This is a genomic window from Lactonifactor longoviformis (assembly GCF_042848515.1).
GTDB lineage: Bacteria > Bacillota > Clostridia > Lachnospirales > Lachnospiraceae > Lactonifactor > Lactonifactor longoviformis.
Genome location: NZ_AP031453.1, coordinates 1,718,931 through 1,736,921, shown reverse-complemented (window position 1 = coordinate 1,736,921; position 17,991 = coordinate 1,718,931). Strand labels below are relative to the sequence as shown.

Annotated in this window: 16 protein-coding genes; 2 read left to right on the top strand and 14 right to left on the bottom strand. The window is 45.7% G+C overall.

From position 1 onward, the window contains the following. Positions 1-50: 50 nt before the first annotated feature. The 8 genes from ACGHCT_RS08050 to dltA all read right to left on the bottom strand — a co-directional run bounded on the left by ACGHCT_RS08050 (position 51) and on the right by dltA (position 9,243). Positions 51-1,586 (bottom strand): FGGY-family carbohydrate kinase, encoded by a 1,536-nt coding sequence (locus ACGHCT_RS08050; protein WP_390439375.1) that lies wholly within the window; start codon positions 1,584-1,586, stop codon positions 51-53. 78 nt (positions 1,587-1,664) lie between these two features. After that, positions 1,665-2,501 (bottom strand): class I fructose-bisphosphate aldolase, encoded by an 837-nt coding sequence (locus ACGHCT_RS08045; RefSeq protein WP_072848228.1) that lies wholly within the window; start codon positions 2,499-2,501, stop codon positions 1,665-1,667. Positions 2,502-2,558: 57 nt separating this feature from the next. Then, positions 2,559-3,596 (bottom strand): zinc-dependent dehydrogenase, encoded by a 1,038-nt coding sequence (locus ACGHCT_RS08040; RefSeq protein WP_072848230.1) that lies wholly within the window; start codon positions 3,594-3,596, stop codon positions 2,559-2,561. Between the two features lie 451 nt (positions 3,597-4,047). After that, positions 4,048-4,896 (bottom strand): MurR/RpiR family transcriptional regulator, encoded by an 849-nt coding sequence (locus tag ACGHCT_RS08035; protein WP_072848233.1) that lies wholly within the window; start codon positions 4,894-4,896, stop codon positions 4,048-4,050. A 241-nt stretch (positions 4,897-5,137) separates the two neighbouring features. After that, the gene (gene dltD, locus ACGHCT_RS08030) at positions 5,138-6,310 is read right to left on the bottom strand and encodes a D-alanyl-lipoteichoic acid biosynthesis protein DltD (RefSeq protein ID WP_390439372.1); all 1,173 of its coding nucleotides are present in this window, start codon (positions 6,308-6,310) and stop codon (positions 5,138-5,140) included. Between the two features lies 1 nt (position 6,311). Beyond that, positions 6,312-6,542 (bottom strand): D-alanine--poly(phosphoribitol) ligase subunit DltC, encoded by a 231-nt coding sequence (gene dltC, locus ACGHCT_RS08025; RefSeq protein WP_072848237.1) that lies wholly within the window; start codon positions 6,540-6,542, stop codon positions 6,312-6,314. Between the two features lie 17 nt (positions 6,543-6,559). Continuing rightward, positions 6,560-7,723 (bottom strand): D-alanyl-lipoteichoic acid biosynthesis protein DltB, encoded by a 1,164-nt coding sequence (gene dltB, locus ACGHCT_RS08020; RefSeq protein ID WP_390439369.1) that lies wholly within the window; start codon positions 7,721-7,723, stop codon positions 6,560-6,562. Further along, positions 7,720-9,243, bottom strand: a complete 1,524-nt coding sequence (gene dltA / locus ACGHCT_RS08015; RefSeq protein ID WP_226902867.1) for a D-alanine--poly(phosphoribitol) ligase subunit DltA — start codon at positions 9,241-9,243, stop codon at positions 7,720-7,722. The genes dltB and dltA overlap by 4 nt, the downstream gene beginning before the upstream one ends. Positions 9,244-9,451: 208 nt before the next feature. On the opposite strand from dltA, the gene ACGHCT_RS08010 reads away from it, so the two are divergent. Both ACGHCT_RS08010 and ACGHCT_RS08005 read left to right on the top strand, forming a co-directional pair. Continuing rightward, complete coding sequence (locus ACGHCT_RS08010) at positions 9,452-9,895, top strand: hypothetical protein (protein ID WP_390439367.1); 444 nt, start codon at positions 9,452-9,454, stop codon at positions 9,893-9,895. 145 nt (positions 9,896-10,040) lie between these two features. Then, positions 10,041-12,284 (top strand): ATP-binding cassette domain-containing protein, encoded by a 2,244-nt coding sequence (locus ACGHCT_RS08005; RefSeq protein ID WP_390439365.1) that lies wholly within the window; start codon positions 10,041-10,043, stop codon positions 12,282-12,284. Between the two features lie 56 nt (positions 12,285-12,340). On the opposite strand, the gene ACGHCT_RS08000 is transcribed toward ACGHCT_RS08005, so the two are convergent. The 6 genes from ACGHCT_RS08000 to ACGHCT_RS07975 form a co-directional block, all read right to left on the bottom strand. Next, a complete protein-coding gene (locus tag ACGHCT_RS08000) occupies positions 12,341-13,216 on the bottom strand; it encodes a DMT family transporter (RefSeq protein WP_072848247.1) in 876 nt (291 codons plus the stop codon). Between the two features lie 96 nt (positions 13,217-13,312). Further along, positions 13,313-14,527 (bottom strand): aminotransferase class I/II-fold pyridoxal phosphate-dependent enzyme, encoded by a 1,215-nt coding sequence (locus tag ACGHCT_RS07995; protein ID WP_072848248.1) that lies wholly within the window; start codon positions 14,525-14,527, stop codon positions 13,313-13,315. A 126-nt stretch (positions 14,528-14,653) separates the two neighbouring features. After that, positions 14,654-15,382 carry an ABC transporter ATP-binding protein gene (locus tag ACGHCT_RS07990; RefSeq protein ID WP_072848249.1) on the bottom strand — a complete coding sequence of 243 codons (729 nt, stop codon included), beginning with the start codon at positions 15,380-15,382 and terminating at the stop codon, positions 14,654-14,656. Continuing rightward, positions 15,375-16,184 (bottom strand): ABC transporter ATP-binding protein, encoded by an 810-nt coding sequence (locus ACGHCT_RS07985; protein WP_390439362.1) that lies wholly within the window; start codon positions 16,182-16,184, stop codon positions 15,375-15,377. Before ACGHCT_RS07985 ends, ACGHCT_RS07990 begins: the two co-directional genes overlap by 8 nt. Continuing rightward, entirely contained in the window at positions 16,172-16,993 is an 822-nt protein-coding gene (locus tag ACGHCT_RS07980) for an ABC transporter permease (protein ID WP_072848252.1), read from the bottom strand. The genes ACGHCT_RS07985 and ACGHCT_RS07980 overlap by 13 nt, the downstream gene beginning before the upstream one ends. 17 nt (positions 16,994-17,010) lie before the next feature. Further along, positions 17,011-17,958 carry an ABC transporter permease gene (locus ACGHCT_RS07975; RefSeq protein WP_341443302.1) on the bottom strand — a complete coding sequence of 316 codons (948 nt, stop codon included), beginning with the start codon at positions 17,956-17,958 and terminating at the stop codon, positions 17,011-17,013. Positions 17,959-17,991: the final 33 nt, after the last annotated feature.

Genomic DNA, 17,991 nt, shown 5'->3' with positions numbered 1-17,991 from the left:
GTCTTTTCCTTAGAATCAAATATCTCCTGGCAGCGCTCCCACGGCTTCTGCTATATAGTAATTCCCACTCTATATAAGTCCTTTATTTGGGGATATAGTCTCGTATAAACCGTATACTGCTTCTCATACACCTCATCATGTTTCCGGCTGCTGATTACTTCCTTGTAAACCTTTTTCTCTACCTTTTCAGAGGCTTCATAGATATTCTGAAACACGCCCGCACCCACACCCGCCAGGAGTGCTGCGCCGATGGGAGCCATATCATTTATATCCAAAATCTTTATGTTCCTGCCGGTTATGTCTGCTTTAATCTGAGCCCACACCTCACTTTTTGCACCTCCGCCTATGGAAGAGAATTCTGTAATCTTTCTGCCGGTCACCTTCTCTGCAATTTCTGCCATTTGACGCAGGCCGTATCCACAGCCTTCCATAATAGCCCTGTTCATTTCTTTTCTGGTTGTATGAAGAGAGATTCCGAAAAACACCCCTCTTGCAAAGGGATCCCAGATAGGGCTTCTCTCACCCATCATGTAGGGCAGGAAAACAACCCCGTCACATCCGGGATTCGCCCGGGATGCCTCCTCATTCATCATATCAAAAGCTTTTTTAGAACTTCCCGATGCCTTTTCTAGCAGATCCTGGCAAAACTCATCCCGGAACCACTGATAGGAAGCACCAGTATGGGACATAGCACCCTGATAGATCCAGGTTCCCTCCACAACGTGACATCGGTTGATAAAGCTTCTGTCGAATTTAGGCTCGTCCACACAGATAGTGAGCACGTTGGTGGTACCGACGGATTCACACACATCCCCGCCTTTGGTCACCCCCGCCGCCAGAGTCGCACAGGGGGTATCTGCACCTCCAATCACTACAGGCGTTCCCGCGGGAATCCCCAGTTCTATTAACGCGGCCTCATTCAGCCCTCCCACAACATCGGTGGAACCCATGAGGGGCGGAAGCTTATCCATTGAAATTCCAATCCTGTCGCAGAGGAACCCGGACCATTTCAGCCCCCCGGTCGTCTCGAAGAGAGCCGTGTAGGAAGCGTTCGAATAATCAATGGCGAATTTTCCGGTCATCTTAAAGGCCATCAAAGTATTCACATGGCCAAAATACTTTGTTTTCTCATAGATGTCCGCAAGATTCCTTTTGATCCATAACATGGAAGTTCCGGAAATCGCTCCGGCCATAGCTGTATTGCCTGTAATCTCAAACAGTCTGTCCTCGCCAACGGCTGCCTTTATAATCTCTGCTTCCTCTGTGCTTCTTCTGTCGGAATAAATAATGGGATCCACAAGAATCTTCCCATTTTCACCAATGGCTGCCAGACCAGGGCACAGACTGGAAATACTGATGCCTGCAATCCTGGAGGGCTCAATTTCCTTTTCTTCAAACAGAAGCCGCAGGCATTTCAAATAAGACTGCCACATATCTTCCGTGTCTATCTGTGCATACTCCTGATTTGGTGTAATCATCCCGTAGGGGCTGCTGCTGATCCCCAGCACCTTTGCATTTTCATCTATAACAGCTACTTTTATGCTAGTTGTACCCACATCAACCCCGAGCAACAATCTGCCTTCCATATATACACCTGCCTATGCTTTCTATCTTACTTTATGGTTTATTCTAACTTACCGCAGCCGTGGTACTGTTAGATTTTCTTAGAACTGATCGTAGTTTTTGTCATTTTCCAACTGAGCCAGCAGTTCTTTTGCTTCTTTTACACTGTATCCTTCATGAATAATGTATCTCAGCGCAATCACAAGGGCTGTGATATCCGGATAATCCCATACGAATCTTCCCATGGTAACTCCACCTACCCCGCAGTCCATCGCTTCTCTTGTCATATTCAGGTAGTCATCTAAGGTCTTACAAGCATCTCCGCCTTGAATCACGACTCTTGCCGGACAGCAGTCAACTACTTTTGCCATAGTATCGGGATCTCCCGTGTAAGTTGTTTTAATAATATCAATTCCTAATTCCGCAGCGCTTCTGCAGCAGTATGCAATATTTTCCCAGGCAGTCTGCTGATCTTTGGGAACAGATTCCCCTTTAGGATAAACATGTCCGATTAAAGGCATTCCTTTTCTCATACATTCTTCAGAAAATCTTCCAATCTCTTCAAACTGAACATCCTGGAAGTCCCCCAGTGTCATAGCCCCGATGGAGACAGCATCCGCACCCATGCGGATAGCCTCATCTACAGTGCCGAACGCAATATCTTTTGTTGGATGCACAGGTGAATAGCTGGAGCATTTTAATAAGATAGAAGTCTCCCCCGCATGTTCCCACATGCAGTGTTCCGCGATCCCCTTTGTCATGGTCATAGCATTCGGTCTGCCGGCAACAATTTTATTGATGGTATCCTGAATGGGCTGCAGGCCTTTCATGGGAGCAATACCTCTGGAAATTGCATGGTCTACGGTGATAGCCATCATCTTATTGCTCTTTGGGTTCACAAGTCTGCTCATTCTTACTGCTTTTCCTAACATTGCCATAATAATTATTCTCCTTTTTATGTAAACTAAATTTTATACATACCGCTGTAATTCTGTCTACGGTTCTATGAGTACCTTTAATCCAGAACCGCTTTTGCATACTTCGTATGCATCCTGGAAATCATCTATTTTGAAAGTATGTGTCACAATTTCTTTCAAATTAACTTTCTTGTTTTTCACCATATCAGCTGCTTCAAAATAATCTTCTCTCTTGTATGCCGTACTGCCGTTTACATTAATTTCATTGTAATGGATGGTATTTACCTCAATGGTAGATTCCCCGGTTCCGGCAAATCCGGCAAATAAGTTTACGGTTCCGCCCTTGCGGCAGAGCTTTAAGGTGGAATTGATGATTGCCGGGACACCGATGGCCATCACGATTACATCCATTCCCAGACTGTCCGTTTCTCTCATTACTATGTCAGCCAGGTTTTCTTTTGTGGGGTCAATCACCAGATCAGCTCCCAGCTTCTCCGCCTTTTCTCTTCTGGAAGCTATCGGTTCACTTACAATTACTTTCTTAGCTCCTACAATTTTGGACAGCTGCAGATGCATCAGTCCGATGGGACCTGCCCCCACAATTAATACGGAATCGTTAAATCCTGTTCCTGCATTTTTCAAGCCTCTGATACAGCAGGAAAGGGGTTCTATCAATGCACCCTCTTCAAAGGAAACATCTTCAGGAAGCTTCACCACATTGCCGCTCTCAATTGCAATGCCAGGAATTAGTACATATTCCGCAAAGCCTCCGTCGAACTCATATCCGATTGCTTTTCTGTTCATACAGGCATTTTCTCTTCCGGTCAGACAGCTGTGACAGGAATGACAGGGGATTACATTTGCAATAGATACCTTTTCTCCTACTTCAAAGCCTTTCACATTCTTGCCAACCTCACAAATCAGACCGCACATTTCATGACCGATGATGGAAGGATAACGCACCCCTTTTGTCTTAGTACCTGCCAGTATGCGCATATCCGTTCCGCAGATAGCTGCTTTTTTCATCTGCAGAAGGATATCATTGTCACCAATCTCCGGCCTTTCCACTTCCGCAGCTTTAAAATCATTCGGGCCGTTTAGGACAACTGCTCTCATTTTAACCACTCCTTTATCTTCCTTATTCTGTTCTTATTTTCCTAGGTTCCTATGAATGAATCATAGCACTTCTGAAAACTTTTTTCAATAGTATTTTTTATTTTTGTAATATTTTTTCAAATACCATTTGATTTTTTGTGTAATTTCACAGTTTAGGAATAATTATGGGGGTTTTTTAGGTTTTTATGTATATGCTTGAAACTTTTTTACAATATATTTGAATTTATTTTTTCTTATCTATTATTATTTTTGTAGTTTTTTTTCACATTTCTTACCTTTAAGAATTTCCGGGACTCCTTCCCAGAAGCCTCGAAACACAGCTTTCAGATACGCAGGAAATAAAAGTAAGAACAGCAGGCAGCAGCACTCCAATGGCTGCAGATACCTGCTGTTCTTACTTCTGTTTCCTGTATGTCCGGAATTTGTACCATGCAATGAACGACCTACTGACCTAAAATTTATTCTGAGAAGTCGCCTCCCTGGTCTCCTGTATAGCTGCATAAGACTTGTCATAGTCAGAAAATGCAATAATTGCCACTATCACATCAATCATAGCCAGCTGCGCTATCCTTGTGCTCACAGATTCGGACTTAAACATGGTCTCTTCTGCAGCAGTATACAAAACCACATCTGCGGTCTTGGATAGGGGTGTCTTCCCCTGACTGACTAAAGCAATAGTACCTGCCCCCTTGCTTTCGGCATTTTTCATGCAGTTCAGGACATTATAATTACTGCCCGAGTGGGATATGCAGAAGGCAACATCCCCCTTTTCTAGCAAAGAAGAAGCCATCAGCTGCATATCAATGTCTTCATAGACATAAGTACGGATTCCTATTTTCATAAATTTATGCTGTGCGTCCTTGCCAACAAGCAGACTTCCGCCGCTGCCGAAAAAGACAATCTTATCTGCCTGGCGAATCATATCTGCAACCTTTTCCAGAGTTCCTCTCTCCAAACCGGCAAGTGTACGGTTCAGTACTGTAATCTCTGAACTGAAGATTTTTTTGCAGATTGTCTCCACGTCATCAAACTGTTCAATACTGGGATTAAAATGTTTTTCCCTGGGGAGCACATCCTTCGCAGCATTTATCTTAAAATCCTGATATCCCTTGTAGCCGATGCTTTTGCAAAAGCGAACGACAGAAGCATCGCTGACGCCTGCGCTTTCTGCCAGCTCAGTAATATTATAAGTTAAAACTTTATCGTAATGGTTCAGAACATATTCTGCTATTTTTTTTTCAGTGTTAGTCAACAGCTTTTCTTTTCCCCGAATCTTTTCAATACAACTAATTTCTACCATAGCCCAGCCTCCCTAATCTTACACGTTTTCACGCTTTATAAGGACAGCATATCATACTTGAAAATATTTTTCAATATCTCTCTCATATTTGTATGATAAAATAATATTTTTTTCATCCCATTAAAATTGGCTGTATATAAATTCCGGCGCTGTAGACAAGTCTGCATAGAGGAGGTAAGCGTAAAGTATCAGCATACACATCAAAAAAAACAGAACCTCTGCCGCAAACCTTAACGTTCTGCTATTTTTCAGTTTGTTTTGCAAAGTTATAAATGCTTTCACTCACATCAACCCATCCTTTCCATCCCAAATGCATGGTATCTTCAAGAAAATATTTTTCATATTCTCTATCCGAATAATCTGCCAGTACTACCTGATACTCTTTTGCAATATCCCTGATGTTCTGATAGTACTCGTTCCTTTTCTCCTTAGAAAACCCTGTATAATCGTACCACCAGCCATTTACAGGAACATTTACCAGGAGAGGCGTAATTCCATTCTCCCTGCAAACATCCAGGAAGCACCTCAGATCATCATATTCCGGAGATTTGCTGTAGCTGCTTTTGGTGCCTGAATTTTCCCTTTTCTTTACCCCCTTTTTTTGGAGTTTGCTGAAATATTTGTCCTTAATATTAAACTCATTACCCTTTGTCTCCTCTGCCCCTTCTGCCTCCGCTTCAGCCCTCAGCCTCTCAAAATCAATGGCCGAATTCCCGGACGGCTTACCCTTTCCGCTGGAAATCCCGTCTGCTTTCATTCCGGCCACAGCTGTCTGCATTGCCTTTTCATCCATAAAACCGGAATAAAGGGCACAGTAAAGGTGCTCCGGCAGGCTGCCCTTCTTTTTTAAGTATATCTTATTGTAGGATTTTACCCTCTCCTGGGTTTTCGGATCCTCTTCCAGAAGTGTAATGGTCCTCTGAGCAATATAATCTTTTGTTTTTTGAGAAAGATTTTTGTTTTTCAGCATAGCCACATAGCTGGACTCCGAAAACCGGGACGCATATGCTTTGGAAGGCACTCCCTTTTTTCGGAACCATTGGGGGGAGAGAATCAGCACTGCCTTTTGGTTCTGAATCGCCGGGGCAATGGCTGACAGGGTAATTGCGTGAGACAGACTTTGATAATATCCGGCTCCTATCAGCATGGTATGAAACTCCTGACCAGAGAATACCGCTTCCGGATGAAAGGGAGTGCCCTTGCCGTGCTCCAGCTCCGACGATCCGAATACTACCATAGTGTTCTCATCTACATTCTCTCGGATCGCCTCCCACGATTTGAATTTTGCTTCACTGGTCCAGGTTCCCACTGCCGAGGGTTCTGCCTCAAGCTGTGACTTCCCGTACCTATGCATCCCCAAAACAGCCGCTCCAAAAAACACAAGGGCCGTAAAAAATGCGATCACCCGCCTCATATCAGCCCCGCTCGGCAAGCAGCGCCAGAATTTTATTGGCGGTTGCCATCTCTTCTCTTTCTACTTCTGAGGGGGAAATAACAATGCCGAAGGTATCTTCAATATCCACCAGAAGCTCTGTAAACCCCAGAGAATCCAGCAAACCTGCCTCAAAAAGATCCAGATCCAGATCCTCCCTCACAACCTCATCCTCACAAATTCTTTCTAATATATCTATTAATTTTTCCTGCATTCTGTGTTCCTCCCTTTTTATTGCAGTCCCTGTACCAGCTCCAGGAAACGCCCTGAAAATATAAGGAACCCGAACATTACCAGCTGAAGAGTAATGCTCCAGGATACTCCCTGATACCAGACTGATTTTTTATACTTTTTATAAAATTTAGATTTTTTCTGATATACCTCAGTTGCTGCCAAAAGGCAGCCGTGGTATAAGCCGTAGCAGAGATAGGACAAGGAAATCCCATGCCACATTCCCATAATGAGCATGTTTACAATGAATCCTGCCGCTGCGCCCTGCAGGCGGGTGGAAAACCATTTCTTTCTGATGGACTTCATCATAAAGCGGGAGAAGATAAAATCCCTGAACCAGTGGGACAAGGTGATATGCCATCGATCCCAGAACTCCTTCATATCTCTGCTAATAAATGGTTTATTGAAATTCTCCGGCGTTTTGATTCCGAAAAAATAACTGGTTCCGATTGCCATAAGACTGTATCCCGCGAAGTCAAAAAACATGTAGAATCCATAGAAGTAAGCATAGGCCGCAACCTCATACCAACCACTTCCGGACACAAAATAGTCTACGCCCTCATGAAGCAGGGCGGCCAAAACAAATTTATACACCATGCCCAGGAGTATTTTTTCCAACCCTCTGCCCGCCATTTCCAGATATTCTGTCCTGGAAAGCGTACGGTTGTAATCTTCCCCGAATCTTCGGCTTCTGTCGATGGGACCGCTGCTGATAGCGGGAAAGAACAGAAGAAAGGAGGTAAACGACAAAACATCAATCTCCTGGATTACCCCGTCATAAGTCTCTATAATTATCTGAAGCCCCTTAAAAGTAAGATAAGAGATTCCCAGAAAATTGAACAGATGAAAGGGCAGGATTCCCGAAAGCTTGCATAAAATCAGCGGCAGCAGAGACAAAAGAATGAAATGGCCATAAATTACAGCATTCCGTCCGTATATTCTTCGCAGTCTCAGATATATCTTTACAATATGCAGCTGCAGAACATAAAACAGAGCCAGGAAAGCCAGCTGTCTCAAATCCCCCCTCAGCACCAGCCAGATGATAAACAGGGAAGACACCGCCGTATAGATCCTTAGGCTTTTTTCCCGGATGCCCAGCACAAAGGCCGGAATCAGCAGAATCAGCAGCCAAAGAAAGAAGATAAAATCTGTATAAAAACTCATTCCAGAAGTCCTTTCAGATACGCCCGATCTGCCTTTCCGTTTGTATTGACCGGAATCTTATCCAGGAAAATAATCTTTTTGGGTATCATGTAATCAGGCAGATATTCCTTCAGCTGCCGTTTAATCTCCTGCGAGATTTGAAAAGGCTTTGCCCCTGCCGGCACAGCGTCAGGTTCCCAAGTCAGAAAAGCAACCAGGCTCTTTACTTTTTCCTCTTCCCATCTGGGCATCACCACTGCCTGACGGATCCCTGGCAGAATCCGCAGATTATTTTCAATATCCCCCAGTTCGATACGGTATCCGTGAAGCTTGACCTGAAAGTCCATACGCCCTCCAAAGTACAGCATTCCGTCTTTTTTATATCCCTGATCCTGTGTATAATATCCCCGGACCCCGCCCCTTTCCTGAAAAAACGCCTGTTCTGTCAGGGATGACTGTCCGTAGTATCCGGTGCTTACAGTATCTCCTATAATCACAATCTCTCCCGTTTCACCGTCAGGAACCTCAGCGCCCTCCTGATTCCGGATCTCTATCCTGGTTCCCGGCTTTGCCCTGCCTACCGGCAGGGGTACTTCATGTTCCCCCATCCACTCAGTAATCTCAACCTCTGTTACCGCTACCGTAGACTCCGTGGGGCCATAGGTGTTCATTACCTTTGCATGAGGAAACCGTTCCTTCAGCCTTAAGGCTGTCTGGTTGGTCAGAATCTCGCCGCAGAACAGGAACACTTCCAGCCTTTCCATAAGTTCACCATTAAATTTGCTGTCTGCCAGACAGATATCCGCAAAAGATGGAGTGGAAACCCAAACAGCCGCCCGGGACTCTTTCAGTTCCTGCAGCAGCACGCCGTAGTCGCCCTGTGTTTTTTTGTCCAGCGCCCGCAGCGTTCCCCCACAGAAGAGGCAAGTATACAGGTCCATAACGGAAAGGTCAAAGGAAAAGGGGGCCTGGTTTAAAAATACCTTTCCGGACTTCTCCTCTTCTGGTGTCCCCAAATCCTTTGACCAGTCCAGAAACCGGTTCAGACACTCATATGTAATTTCCACGCCTTTTGGTGTGCCTGTGCTGCCGGAGGTGAAAATAATATAAAAAATGTCCTCGGCCTTCACCCAGTGCTCCCTGCCGGCCGCTCTGGGGTATTCTTTCCCCAGCGCTCTTATTCTGTTCAGGGTCAGAGATGCTTCTGTGTCCTGAGGTGTGGGGCCCACCGCAAAAATAACCGGAGGCTGTACCGCCTGAATAATATCTCTGACTCTTGCATAAGGCACGGACAGATCCACCGGACAATAGGCCCGCCCTGCTTTTACACAGGCCAAAAAACATACCAGCATATATGGATTTTTATGTCCGTAAACCACCACAGGTCCTTTCTCCTCAGGAAAAGAATCTAAAAGCCATCCCCCCAGCCGGCCGGAGTATTCTTCTATCTGCCTGTAAGTAAGACTCTCCCCCTCCCCAATAAAAGCAGTCTGACTCCCCCGCAGACCGCTCTGCTGCTTTATTTTTTCTAATAGTTCCACACAGTCTTCCTCACCTTCATTCGTCATATTCTGACTTTTTACAACAGTATGAGTATAGTCCTAAGTTTTTAATAATTCGGTGGCACCTTTCCAAAGATATTCTTAATTTTATCTTAATTCGTCCCCATTCCCCGCATTTTAGCGGTAATTCTTTGATTGATTTTTCATTTTTTGTATGATATTCTTGCCCATAAGAAGGAGGTTTTCTATGAGTACTTATTCTGCCTATACCGATTTTTCACAGTTAAAAAACGACTGCCTGAGCAGTTATAGCGCTTACTGTCAAAAGAATCAGCCAGAAAACGCCCTGTCTCAGCTTCTTCTGGCCGCCTACTATGAGTTCAGCGGGTGCATTGATAATTACACCGCCTATTGCTACGGACTTCAGGGCATTTATTCAAAAAAAGACCTGAAAGCCCTTTTCGTGCCCCCTTGCCCGGACAGCGAAATGATATCGGGACTGCGGTCCCTAAAAGGCCACTACAAGCTGGATATGGCAGACGATATATACAAAAAATATCCTCTCCCTCTGTGCGTATGCACTGTAGAGGAATACAAGCAGATTCTGGAGGAATTATTTTCTGAGGAGGTGTTTCAGGATAAAAAATGGGCGAATCGTTTTAGAGAGAATTACATAAAGAGCATTAAATGAATTTAATGGGGCAAACTCCGCAAAAAATATCATGAACAGGGCGGCCTCTTCTGATACGATGTACCCAGAAACTATCCTTAGAATGCGGTGAGTGCTGTATACCTTGCCGCAGGGTATGATAAAACAGAAAAAGAGGTGTACTCAGATGACAGATATCATTGTGCAGGGACTTACCCAAAATAATTTAAAACATATTACATTTACTATACCAAAAGAAAAAATCACAGTTTTTACCGGTGTGTCCGGCTCCGGTAAATCCAGCATTGTCTTTGATACTATCGCCGCAGAGTCCCAGCGTCAGATGAATGCCACCTATCCGGCATTTGTGCGTTCAAGGCTGCCTAAGTACCCCAAGCCGTCGGTGGAACGAATAGATAATCTGACAGCGTCAGTGGTTGTAGATCAGTCTCCTCTGGGAGGAAATGCCCGCTCAACGGTAGGGACCGTCAGCGGTCTGTACTCCAGTCTGCGGCTGTTGTTTTCTAGATTAGGAAAGCCTTATGCAGGCACGGCATCTTACTTTTCTTTTAACGATCCCAACGGAATGTGCAAAACCTGTTCCGGGCTTGGCAGAATTTCAGAAGTTAATATAGCTTCCATTTTAGATATGAACAAATCATGGAATCAGGGCTGCCTAAAGGATTCTTTATATCGTCCAGGCTCCTGGTACTGGAGACAGTATGCAGACTCTGGCCTGTTTGACCTTGATAAGCCAATTAAAGAGTATTCCAGAGAAGAATACAATCTTCTTATGTATGGTTCTCAGAACGGCAAAGACGAGCCTGAAAATCCTAAAGTAACCGGATTAATCCATAAGTATACAAAAACTCTCTTAAATCGTGATATTAGTATCAAAAGTAAACACACTCAGGAAAAGTCCCAAACCCTGATTTCAGAGATAGAATGTACCAGCTGCCGGGGACAGCGTTTAAGTGAGGCTGCGCTGCGCTGCAAAATAGAGGGATATTCCATCGCAGACATGTGCGACATGGAACTGACACAGCTGAGAGAAGTGCTGTCTCAGCTGTCAGTCCCAACTGTAGATGTGCTCATACAGACACTCATAGAAGGGCTGGACAGAATGATAGAGATCGGACTGCCCTATCTTCATCTGAACCGGGAAACACCGTCTCTGTCCGGCGGGGAAGCACAGAGACTGAAGCTGGTACGGTACATGGGCAGCAGCCTGACGGGGATGACCTATATATTTGATGAACCCAGCTCCGGGATGCATCCCCGTGACGTCTACCGTATGAACAGCCTTTTGAAACAGCTCCGCGATAAAGGCAATACAGTTCTTGTGGTAGAACATGATAAAGATGTGATCTCCATTGCCGATTATGTGATTGATGTGGGACCGCAGGCCGGACAAAACGGAGGGGAAATCGTTTTTGCAGGCAGTTATCCGGACTTGCTCCGGTCAAACACACTGACCGGAAAAGCCTTGCTCCAGATTTTGCCGGTCAGGCAGACACCCCGCCAGCCAGTGGGCAGTCTTCCGGTGCGGGACGCCTGTCTGCATAATTTAAAGCATGTAGATGTGGATATCCCGCTGGGTATAATGACTGCTGTGACCGGCGTAGCCGGTTCAGGAAAAAGCACCCTGATCTCCCGGGTATTTGCCAAACAGTATGAAAATGAAGTTGTGATAATTGACCAGAGCCCAATCAAGGCAACAAACCGTTCCACTCCCGCCTCATACCTTGGCTTTTTTGATGAAATACGGAAACTGCTGGCTAGAGAAAATAGCAAAGAAGATGGATGGTTCAGTTTCAATTCCATAGGCGCCTGCCCGGTGTGCAGAGGAAAAGGCGTCATTGTTACTGAACTCGCTTTTATGGACCCAATAATCACAGAGTGTGAGACCTGCGGCGGAGTACGGTATAACAAGGAAGCCCTGACCTGTACCTACAAAGGAAAAAATATCGTCCAACTGCTGAACCTTACTGCAGCACAGGCAATGGATATATTCGAGAATACTAAGATTAAAAAACATCTAGAGCAGATGCAGATGGTGGGATTAGGCTATCTGACTTTAGGACAGCCGCTCAGCACCCTGTCAGGGGGAGAACGTCAAAGAATCAAGCTGGCAAAGAATCTCGGAAAAAAGGGAAGCATTATCATCATGGATGAGCCGACCACAGGGCTGCACATGTCCGATATCCAAAACCTGTTAAAGCTGTTCGACACACTTGTGTCCCTGGGAAACACCCTGGTAGTAATTGAGCACAACCTGGATGTGGTGAAGCAAGCCGACTGGATCATAGATATAGGTCCGGACGGAGGCAAAAATGGCGGCGAGGTGATATTCATGGGAACACCAATGGAAATGGTAAAGAACGCAAAAACCCTTACAGCGGATAGTCTGAGAGCATCATGCTCCCGGTAATGTGGGGATGCAGGCCTTTCTCCTGTCCAATGCAGTCAGCTGCCGCGGGATTACTCTCAACGTCCCCGCGCCATCCACCTGTTCTGATACAAAAACATCAACACGCCCATCCCGCAGATTACCAAATACCCCAGCCAGCTATATACATCCGGAACCTGTCCAAAGATAAAATATCCCAGGACAGCAGAAAATACCACCTGCGTATAATCATAAACCGATACTTCTCTGGCCGGTGCATAATAGTATGCAGCTGTGATGGAAAACTGCCCTCCTGCGGCACAGAGTCCGGCCAGGAGAAGAATGGCTGTCTGCCCAAAGCTCATGGGATGAAACTGCCATACAAGAAACGGCAGGGTAACAAGACAGGAGAATCCGGAAAAGAAAAAGACAATAAACGCTCCCTTTTCTTTCCGCTCTCCCAGTATCCGAACCATAGTGTAAGCGGCACCCGCACCTATCCCTCCCAAAAGGCCTATAAATGCGGGAATTATGTCCATTCCCAGAACGGCAGGTTTTACAATCAGCATACTTCCCCCAAAAGCAATTGCTACAGCAAAGATTTGAAAAGGCCTAACCTTTTCTTTCAGAAGAAAATAGCTGAAGACAATGGCAAAAAATGGGGACATTTTATTCAGCATGGTGGCATCTGCCAGCATCAGGTGATCCACCGCATAAAAATTGCCTAAGATTCCTATGGTTCCGAACAAAGAACGCAGGATCAGGTATTTTATATTGCCTTTCTCCCCGGAAAACCATTCTTTTTCTCTGAAAAGAATAAAGGCCGCAAAAAAAAATGCCACCAGATTTCTGAAAAAGCTTTTTTGTACCGAGGGCAGATCTCCGGAAAGCCGCACACAAAGACTCATAAGTGCGAACCAGAACGCCGCCGACAGAATACAGAGTATTCCCTTATATTTTTTCTTTATGATCATCCAATCTCTCTCCTCCTCACAGAAATGCTATACTCACAGCAATATAGACAGTTTCTCTACATAGTAAAACGGCGGAAACTCTCCGCCGTTTAAGATCTACTGTCTGTAATGCTCTAAAAAGTCCCCTAATTTTCCCACTGCATCTTCCAGCTGGGGCTGGGCCGGCAGATATACGATCCTGAAATGATCCGGTTCTTCCCAGTTAAAACCGCCCCCATGTACCAGCAATACCCGCTTCTCCTTCAGAAAGTCCAGGCAAAACTGCTCATCGTCCGTTATATTAAATTTCTTGACGTCCACCTTGGGAAAGATATAGAATGCTGCCTTTGGCTTTTTTGCCGTTATTCCGGGAATATCATTCAACGCCTCGTATATGTATTCCCTCTGCTCATAAATCCTTCCTCCTGGCTGAATATATTCATTCACACTCTGGTATCCGCCCAGAGCTGTCTGTACAATAGCCTGCGCCGGGACATTGGAGCAAAGCCGCATATTAGACAGCATATTCAATCCTTCAATGTATCCCTGCACATGTGTTTTTCTGCCGCTTAACACCATCCAACCAATTCTGAAGCCTGCAACCATATGAGATTTAGACAGACCATTTAGGGTAACACAGAACAAATCCGGAGCCAGCGAGGCAATGGATATATGCTCCTGCCCGTCAAATACAAGACGATCGTAGATTTCGTCGGAGAAAATAATTAATTCATGTTCTCTGGCAATGGCTACAATCTCTTCCAGAACCTCTCTGGGGTAAAGAGCTCCCGTAGGATTGTTGGGATTGATAATGACTATAGCTTTTGTTCTATCTGTAACCTTTTTTCTGATATCGTCCATATCCGGATACCAGTCCGCATCTTCGTCGCATACATAGTGCACAGCCTTCCCCCCCGACAGATTCACGCACCCTGTCCACAGGGGATAGTCCGGGGAGGGAACCAGAATCTCGTCTCCATCGTCCACCAATCCCTGCATAGCCATATTTATCAGTTCGCTGACACCATTGCCCGTATAAATATCGTTCATTTCCACACCCGGAATGTTCTTCAGCTGACAATACTGCATAATTGCCTTTCTGGCTGAAAAAATCCCCCGGGAGTCGGAATATCCCTGAGAATCTCTGAGGGTGGCAATCATATCTGCAATCACTTCTTCCGGTGCGGAAAACCCAAACGGTGCCGGATTTCCAATATTCAGCTTCAGGATATCAATGCCATTCTCACTCATACGGCTCGCTTCTTCCACCACCGGTCCCCGCACGTCGTAGCATACATTCTCCAGTTTCCCTGATTTTTCAAATGTTCTCATACTTCACCCTCCTTTTTTCATATTATATTACGGTATTAGAAGCAGTTTACCATTATTCAAAAAAAAACGCAACAAAATCTTCGGATTTCACTGCGCTTTTCCGTATTTTTTTGTTTACCATTTGGTTTACCATTCCATAGAAGATTCCAAAAGCTGTTTTGTATAAGGATGTTTCGGATGGCTGTAAACCTCCTCAATCTCTCCCTCTTCTACGATTTGACCATCTTTCATTACAATTACTCTGTCACACATCTGATAAATTACATTCAGGTCGTGGGAGATAAAAAGATACGAAAGCCCCATTTCCTCTTGAAGCGAAATCATTAGTTCCATGATTTGCTTCTGTATGGTTACATCCAGAGCAGACACTGGTTCATCGGCAATGATAAACCGGGATCCCTGTATCAGGGAGATGGCAATGCTCACCCTCTGGCGCTGCCCTCCGCTGAGCTCCCTGGGATAGCGTTCCAGATAGTCTCTGGTAAGCCCAACCCTTTCTATCATATTCTCTACCTGTTGACGCCGCTCTGCTTTTCCTGCCCTTGAATTGTGGCGGAGAGGTTCCTCCAGAATCCATCCTATTTTTTTGCCTGGATTCAGTGAGCTGAAGGGGTCTTGAAAAACCATCTGAGGATTCTTTGTATGATGAATAATCTCTCCCTCATAATCTTTCACAAAACCCAGGATTGCCTTGGAGAGGGTTGATTTACCGCACCCGCTCTCCCCCACAAGTCCGAGAATCTCTCCTTGATGAACTACAAAGGAAACATCCTTCAGCACCTGCTGACGTTTCTGCCCCGGATCCTTATAGAAAGAGTTCATATGTCTGACTTCTAACACAACGGTATCACTCATGCAGCTTCCTCCTCCGCAGTCTGGTCTCTCTGGTGGGAATGGACGACAAAAGTTTCCTGGTGTAATTTTCTTTCGGACTCTCAAAAAGGGACTCGATATTCCCCTGTTCCACAGTCACCCCCTGGTGCATTACCAGAGCCCGGTCACATAATTTTCTGACCACACCAAGATCGTGGGAGATAAAAAGAATAGCTGTCTTCTTCTCCCTATTAATCTTTTGCAAAAGCTTCAGAATCTCAGCCTGAATGGTAACATCCAGCGCAGTGGTCGGTTCATCTGCTATCATCACCCTGGGATTCAGAACCAGAGCAGATGCAATCATGACTCTCTGGCGCATTCCCCCGGACAGCTGATGAGGGTATTTATGATAAAGCTCCCCTGGATTTGGGAGCTCTGCAGCCTTCATCATCTCCAGGGCCTTCTTCTTTCTCTCTTCCTTCCCCATATCCGTGTGAATCTTCAGGCTCTCTTCTACCTGCATGCCCACCGGGAGAACGGGGTTCAGAGAAGTCATTGGCTCCTGAAAAATCATACTGATCTCATTTCCCCGCAGGCTTCTCAGTTCCTCCTCGGATGCGCGCAAGAGATCTTTGCCCATCCAGAGAATCTCTCCGGATTCTATTCTGGCTGTTTTTTTCAGAAGCCCCATAAGTGCCAGGGCCATCATAGTCTTTCCGGAGCCCGATTCCCCCACAATCCCAAGAATCTCCCCGGGTTCCATGGTCATAGAAAAGTCCGACAGTACCACGTCGGGAACCGGTGAATCATAAAAGCTAATGGTCAGATGCTTTATCTCCAGCATGATACGCTTCCCCTTCCTTTCTGCAAACCGTCACTCAAAAGTCCGAATCCAAGCACCAAAAGGATAACTGTAAGCCCGGGAAACACAGCGCACCAGGGAGCTCTTGAGAGATACGTCTGCGACTCCGCCAGCATTCTTCCAAGACTGGCATCCGGGGGCTGCACACCGATCCCCAGATAGCTCATGCCTGCTTCCGCAAGCACGGCATTGTTAAACCCGATGGCAATCGCTGACAGCAGGGTGGGAACCACGTTTGGAAGTATATGCACGAACATAATCCGCACATGAGAGGCACCCATAAGCCTGGCACTTTTTACATAGTCCTTCTCTTTATTGGAGATAAACTCGCTTCTCACTATTCTGGCGAAGCTTGGGATAAATATAACGCCCAGAGCCAGAATCACATTATATTTGCCAGGGCCTAAAATACTTATGAAAACCAATGCAAGCAATATACTGGGAAACGATGCCACAGCATCATTAATTCTCATAAGGATTTCATCCAGCCAGCCTCCGAAGTAACCTGTAAAGGCTCCTGCCAGCGTACCGATCCCCCCGCCGATCACGATAGTAGATACCGCTACAAAAAAGGTGGTTCCGCTGCCTGTTAAGACTCTGCTGAAAATGTCCCGGCCGAAATGGTCACAGCCAAACAGATGCTGCAGAGATGGACCTGCAAACTTTGAAGGTCCGCTCATGGCATCCGGGTCATAGGGCGTGTAAAAAAGGCCGACCACCATAAAGGCTATCATCAGAGCCGCCAAACAGCCCCCCAGAATAAGATTATAATTTCTCTCTTTTCTCTTCATTGCCTTTTCCTTTCCGTCTATTGCCCGGTAATTCTGGGATCGATCCTTCTATACAACAGATCGACAATAAAGTTTACAATGACTACAAGGCCTGCAATCAGCACAATAATACACTGGACCACCGGATAATCTCTGTTTGATATAGAAGTAATCAGCATAGTTCCCAAACCTGGGATGGTAAAAACCTGTTCGATAATAATGCTGCCGGCCACGATATCGGCAATGGTCATAGCCCAAAAAGTAAGTACCGGAATCAACGCGTTTCTCAGCACATGGCGGTACAAAACCGTGTTTTCCCGGCACCCTCTGCTGATGGCAGTCCGTACATAATCAGACTGCAGCTCCTGAATCACTGATCCCCGGAGCATCTTCACACCCATAGCGCATTTTGGAAGTGCTATGGCAATGCACGGAGGGATAAGGTAGATGAGAAACCCGGAAAAGCTCTCTGTATATGAGATATATCCTCCCGGCACAAACCACTTCAGCACAAGTCCGAACAGATAGGTGATGAGAATACCCAGGAAGAATCCCGGGACAGACATTACAATCTGGTTGACAACCGTCAATGCCCGGTCCAGACTTTTACCCTCATGTTTTCCTGCCAACAGTCCCAACGGCACCGACAAAATCAAAATCATCAGAAAAGAAATCATAGTAATGGCCAGCGTAATCGGCAGCTTGCTTCCTATCATCTCTCTCACCGGCATACTGTAGCTGTAGGAGGTACCCATATCTCCCCGTACAAAATCTGCCAGCCATCTGCCGTAACGCACCAGCACAGGCTGATTCAGCCCCATCTCCTGCCGCAGCGCCTCTGCCTTTTCAGCAGTAGCTGCCGTACCCAGCTTAGACAGCGCCGCATCCCCCGGAATAATCTGGAACGCGAGGAAGGATAAAAAAGAGACAATTAACAATGTTATAATGAGAGTTCCTGTTTTCTTTGCAATATATTTTATATTCACACCATCTTCCTCCTTTCCGGTACCCCGGAGGAC

Excerpts from the sequence above, each read along its gene's own strand:
- dltD (WP_390439372.1), bottom strand. The coding sequence starts at position 6,310 with ATGAGGCGGGTGATCGCATTTTTTACGGCCCTTGTGTTTTTTGGAGCG.
- ACGHCT_RS08050 (WP_390439375.1), bottom strand. The coding sequence starts at position 1,586 with ATGGAAGGCAGATTGTTGCTCGGGGTTGATGTGGGTACAACTAGCATA.
- ACGHCT_RS08035 (WP_072848233.1), bottom strand. The coding sequence starts at position 4,896 with ATGGTAGAAATTAGTTGTATTGAAAAGATTCGGGGAAAAGAAAAGCTG.
- ACGHCT_RS08005 (WP_390439365.1), top strand. The coding sequence starts at position 10,041 with ATGACAGATATCATTGTGCAGGGACTTACCCAAAATAATTTAAAACAT.
- ACGHCT_RS08045 (WP_072848228.1), bottom strand. The coding sequence starts at position 2,501 with ATGGCAATGTTAGGAAAAGCAGTAAGAATGAGCAGACTTGTGAACCCA.
- ACGHCT_RS07990 (WP_072848249.1), bottom strand. The coding sequence starts at position 15,382 with ATGAGTGATACCGTTGTGTTAGAAGTCAGACATATGAACTCTTTCTAT.
- dltC (WP_072848237.1), bottom strand. The coding sequence starts at position 6,542 with ATGCAGGAAAAATTAATAGATATATTAGAAAGAATTTGTGAGGATGAG.
- dltB (WP_390439369.1), bottom strand. The coding sequence starts at position 7,723 with ATGAGTTTTTATACAGATTTTATCTTCTTTCTTTGGCTGCTGATTCTG.
- ACGHCT_RS07985 (WP_390439362.1), bottom strand. The coding sequence starts at position 16,184 with ATGCTGGAGATAAAGCATCTGACCATTAGCTTTTATGATTCACCGGTT.
- ACGHCT_RS08010 (WP_390439367.1), top strand. The coding sequence starts at position 9,452 with ATGAGTACTTATTCTGCCTATACCGATTTTTCACAGTTAAAAAACGAC.
- ACGHCT_RS08000 (WP_072848247.1), bottom strand. The coding sequence starts at position 13,216 with ATGATCATAAAGAAAAAATATAAGGGAATACTCTGTATTCTGTCGGCG.
- ACGHCT_RS07995 (WP_072848248.1), bottom strand. The coding sequence starts at position 14,527 with ATGAGAACATTTGAAAAATCAGGGAAACTGGAGAATGTATGCTACGAC.
- ACGHCT_RS07980 (WP_072848252.1), bottom strand. The coding sequence starts at position 16,993 with ATGAAGAGAAAAGAGAGAAATTATAATCTTATTCTGGGGGGCTGTTTG.
- ACGHCT_RS08040 (WP_072848230.1), bottom strand. The coding sequence starts at position 3,596 with ATGAGAGCAGTTGTCCTAAACGGCCCGAATGATTTTAAAGCTGCGGAA.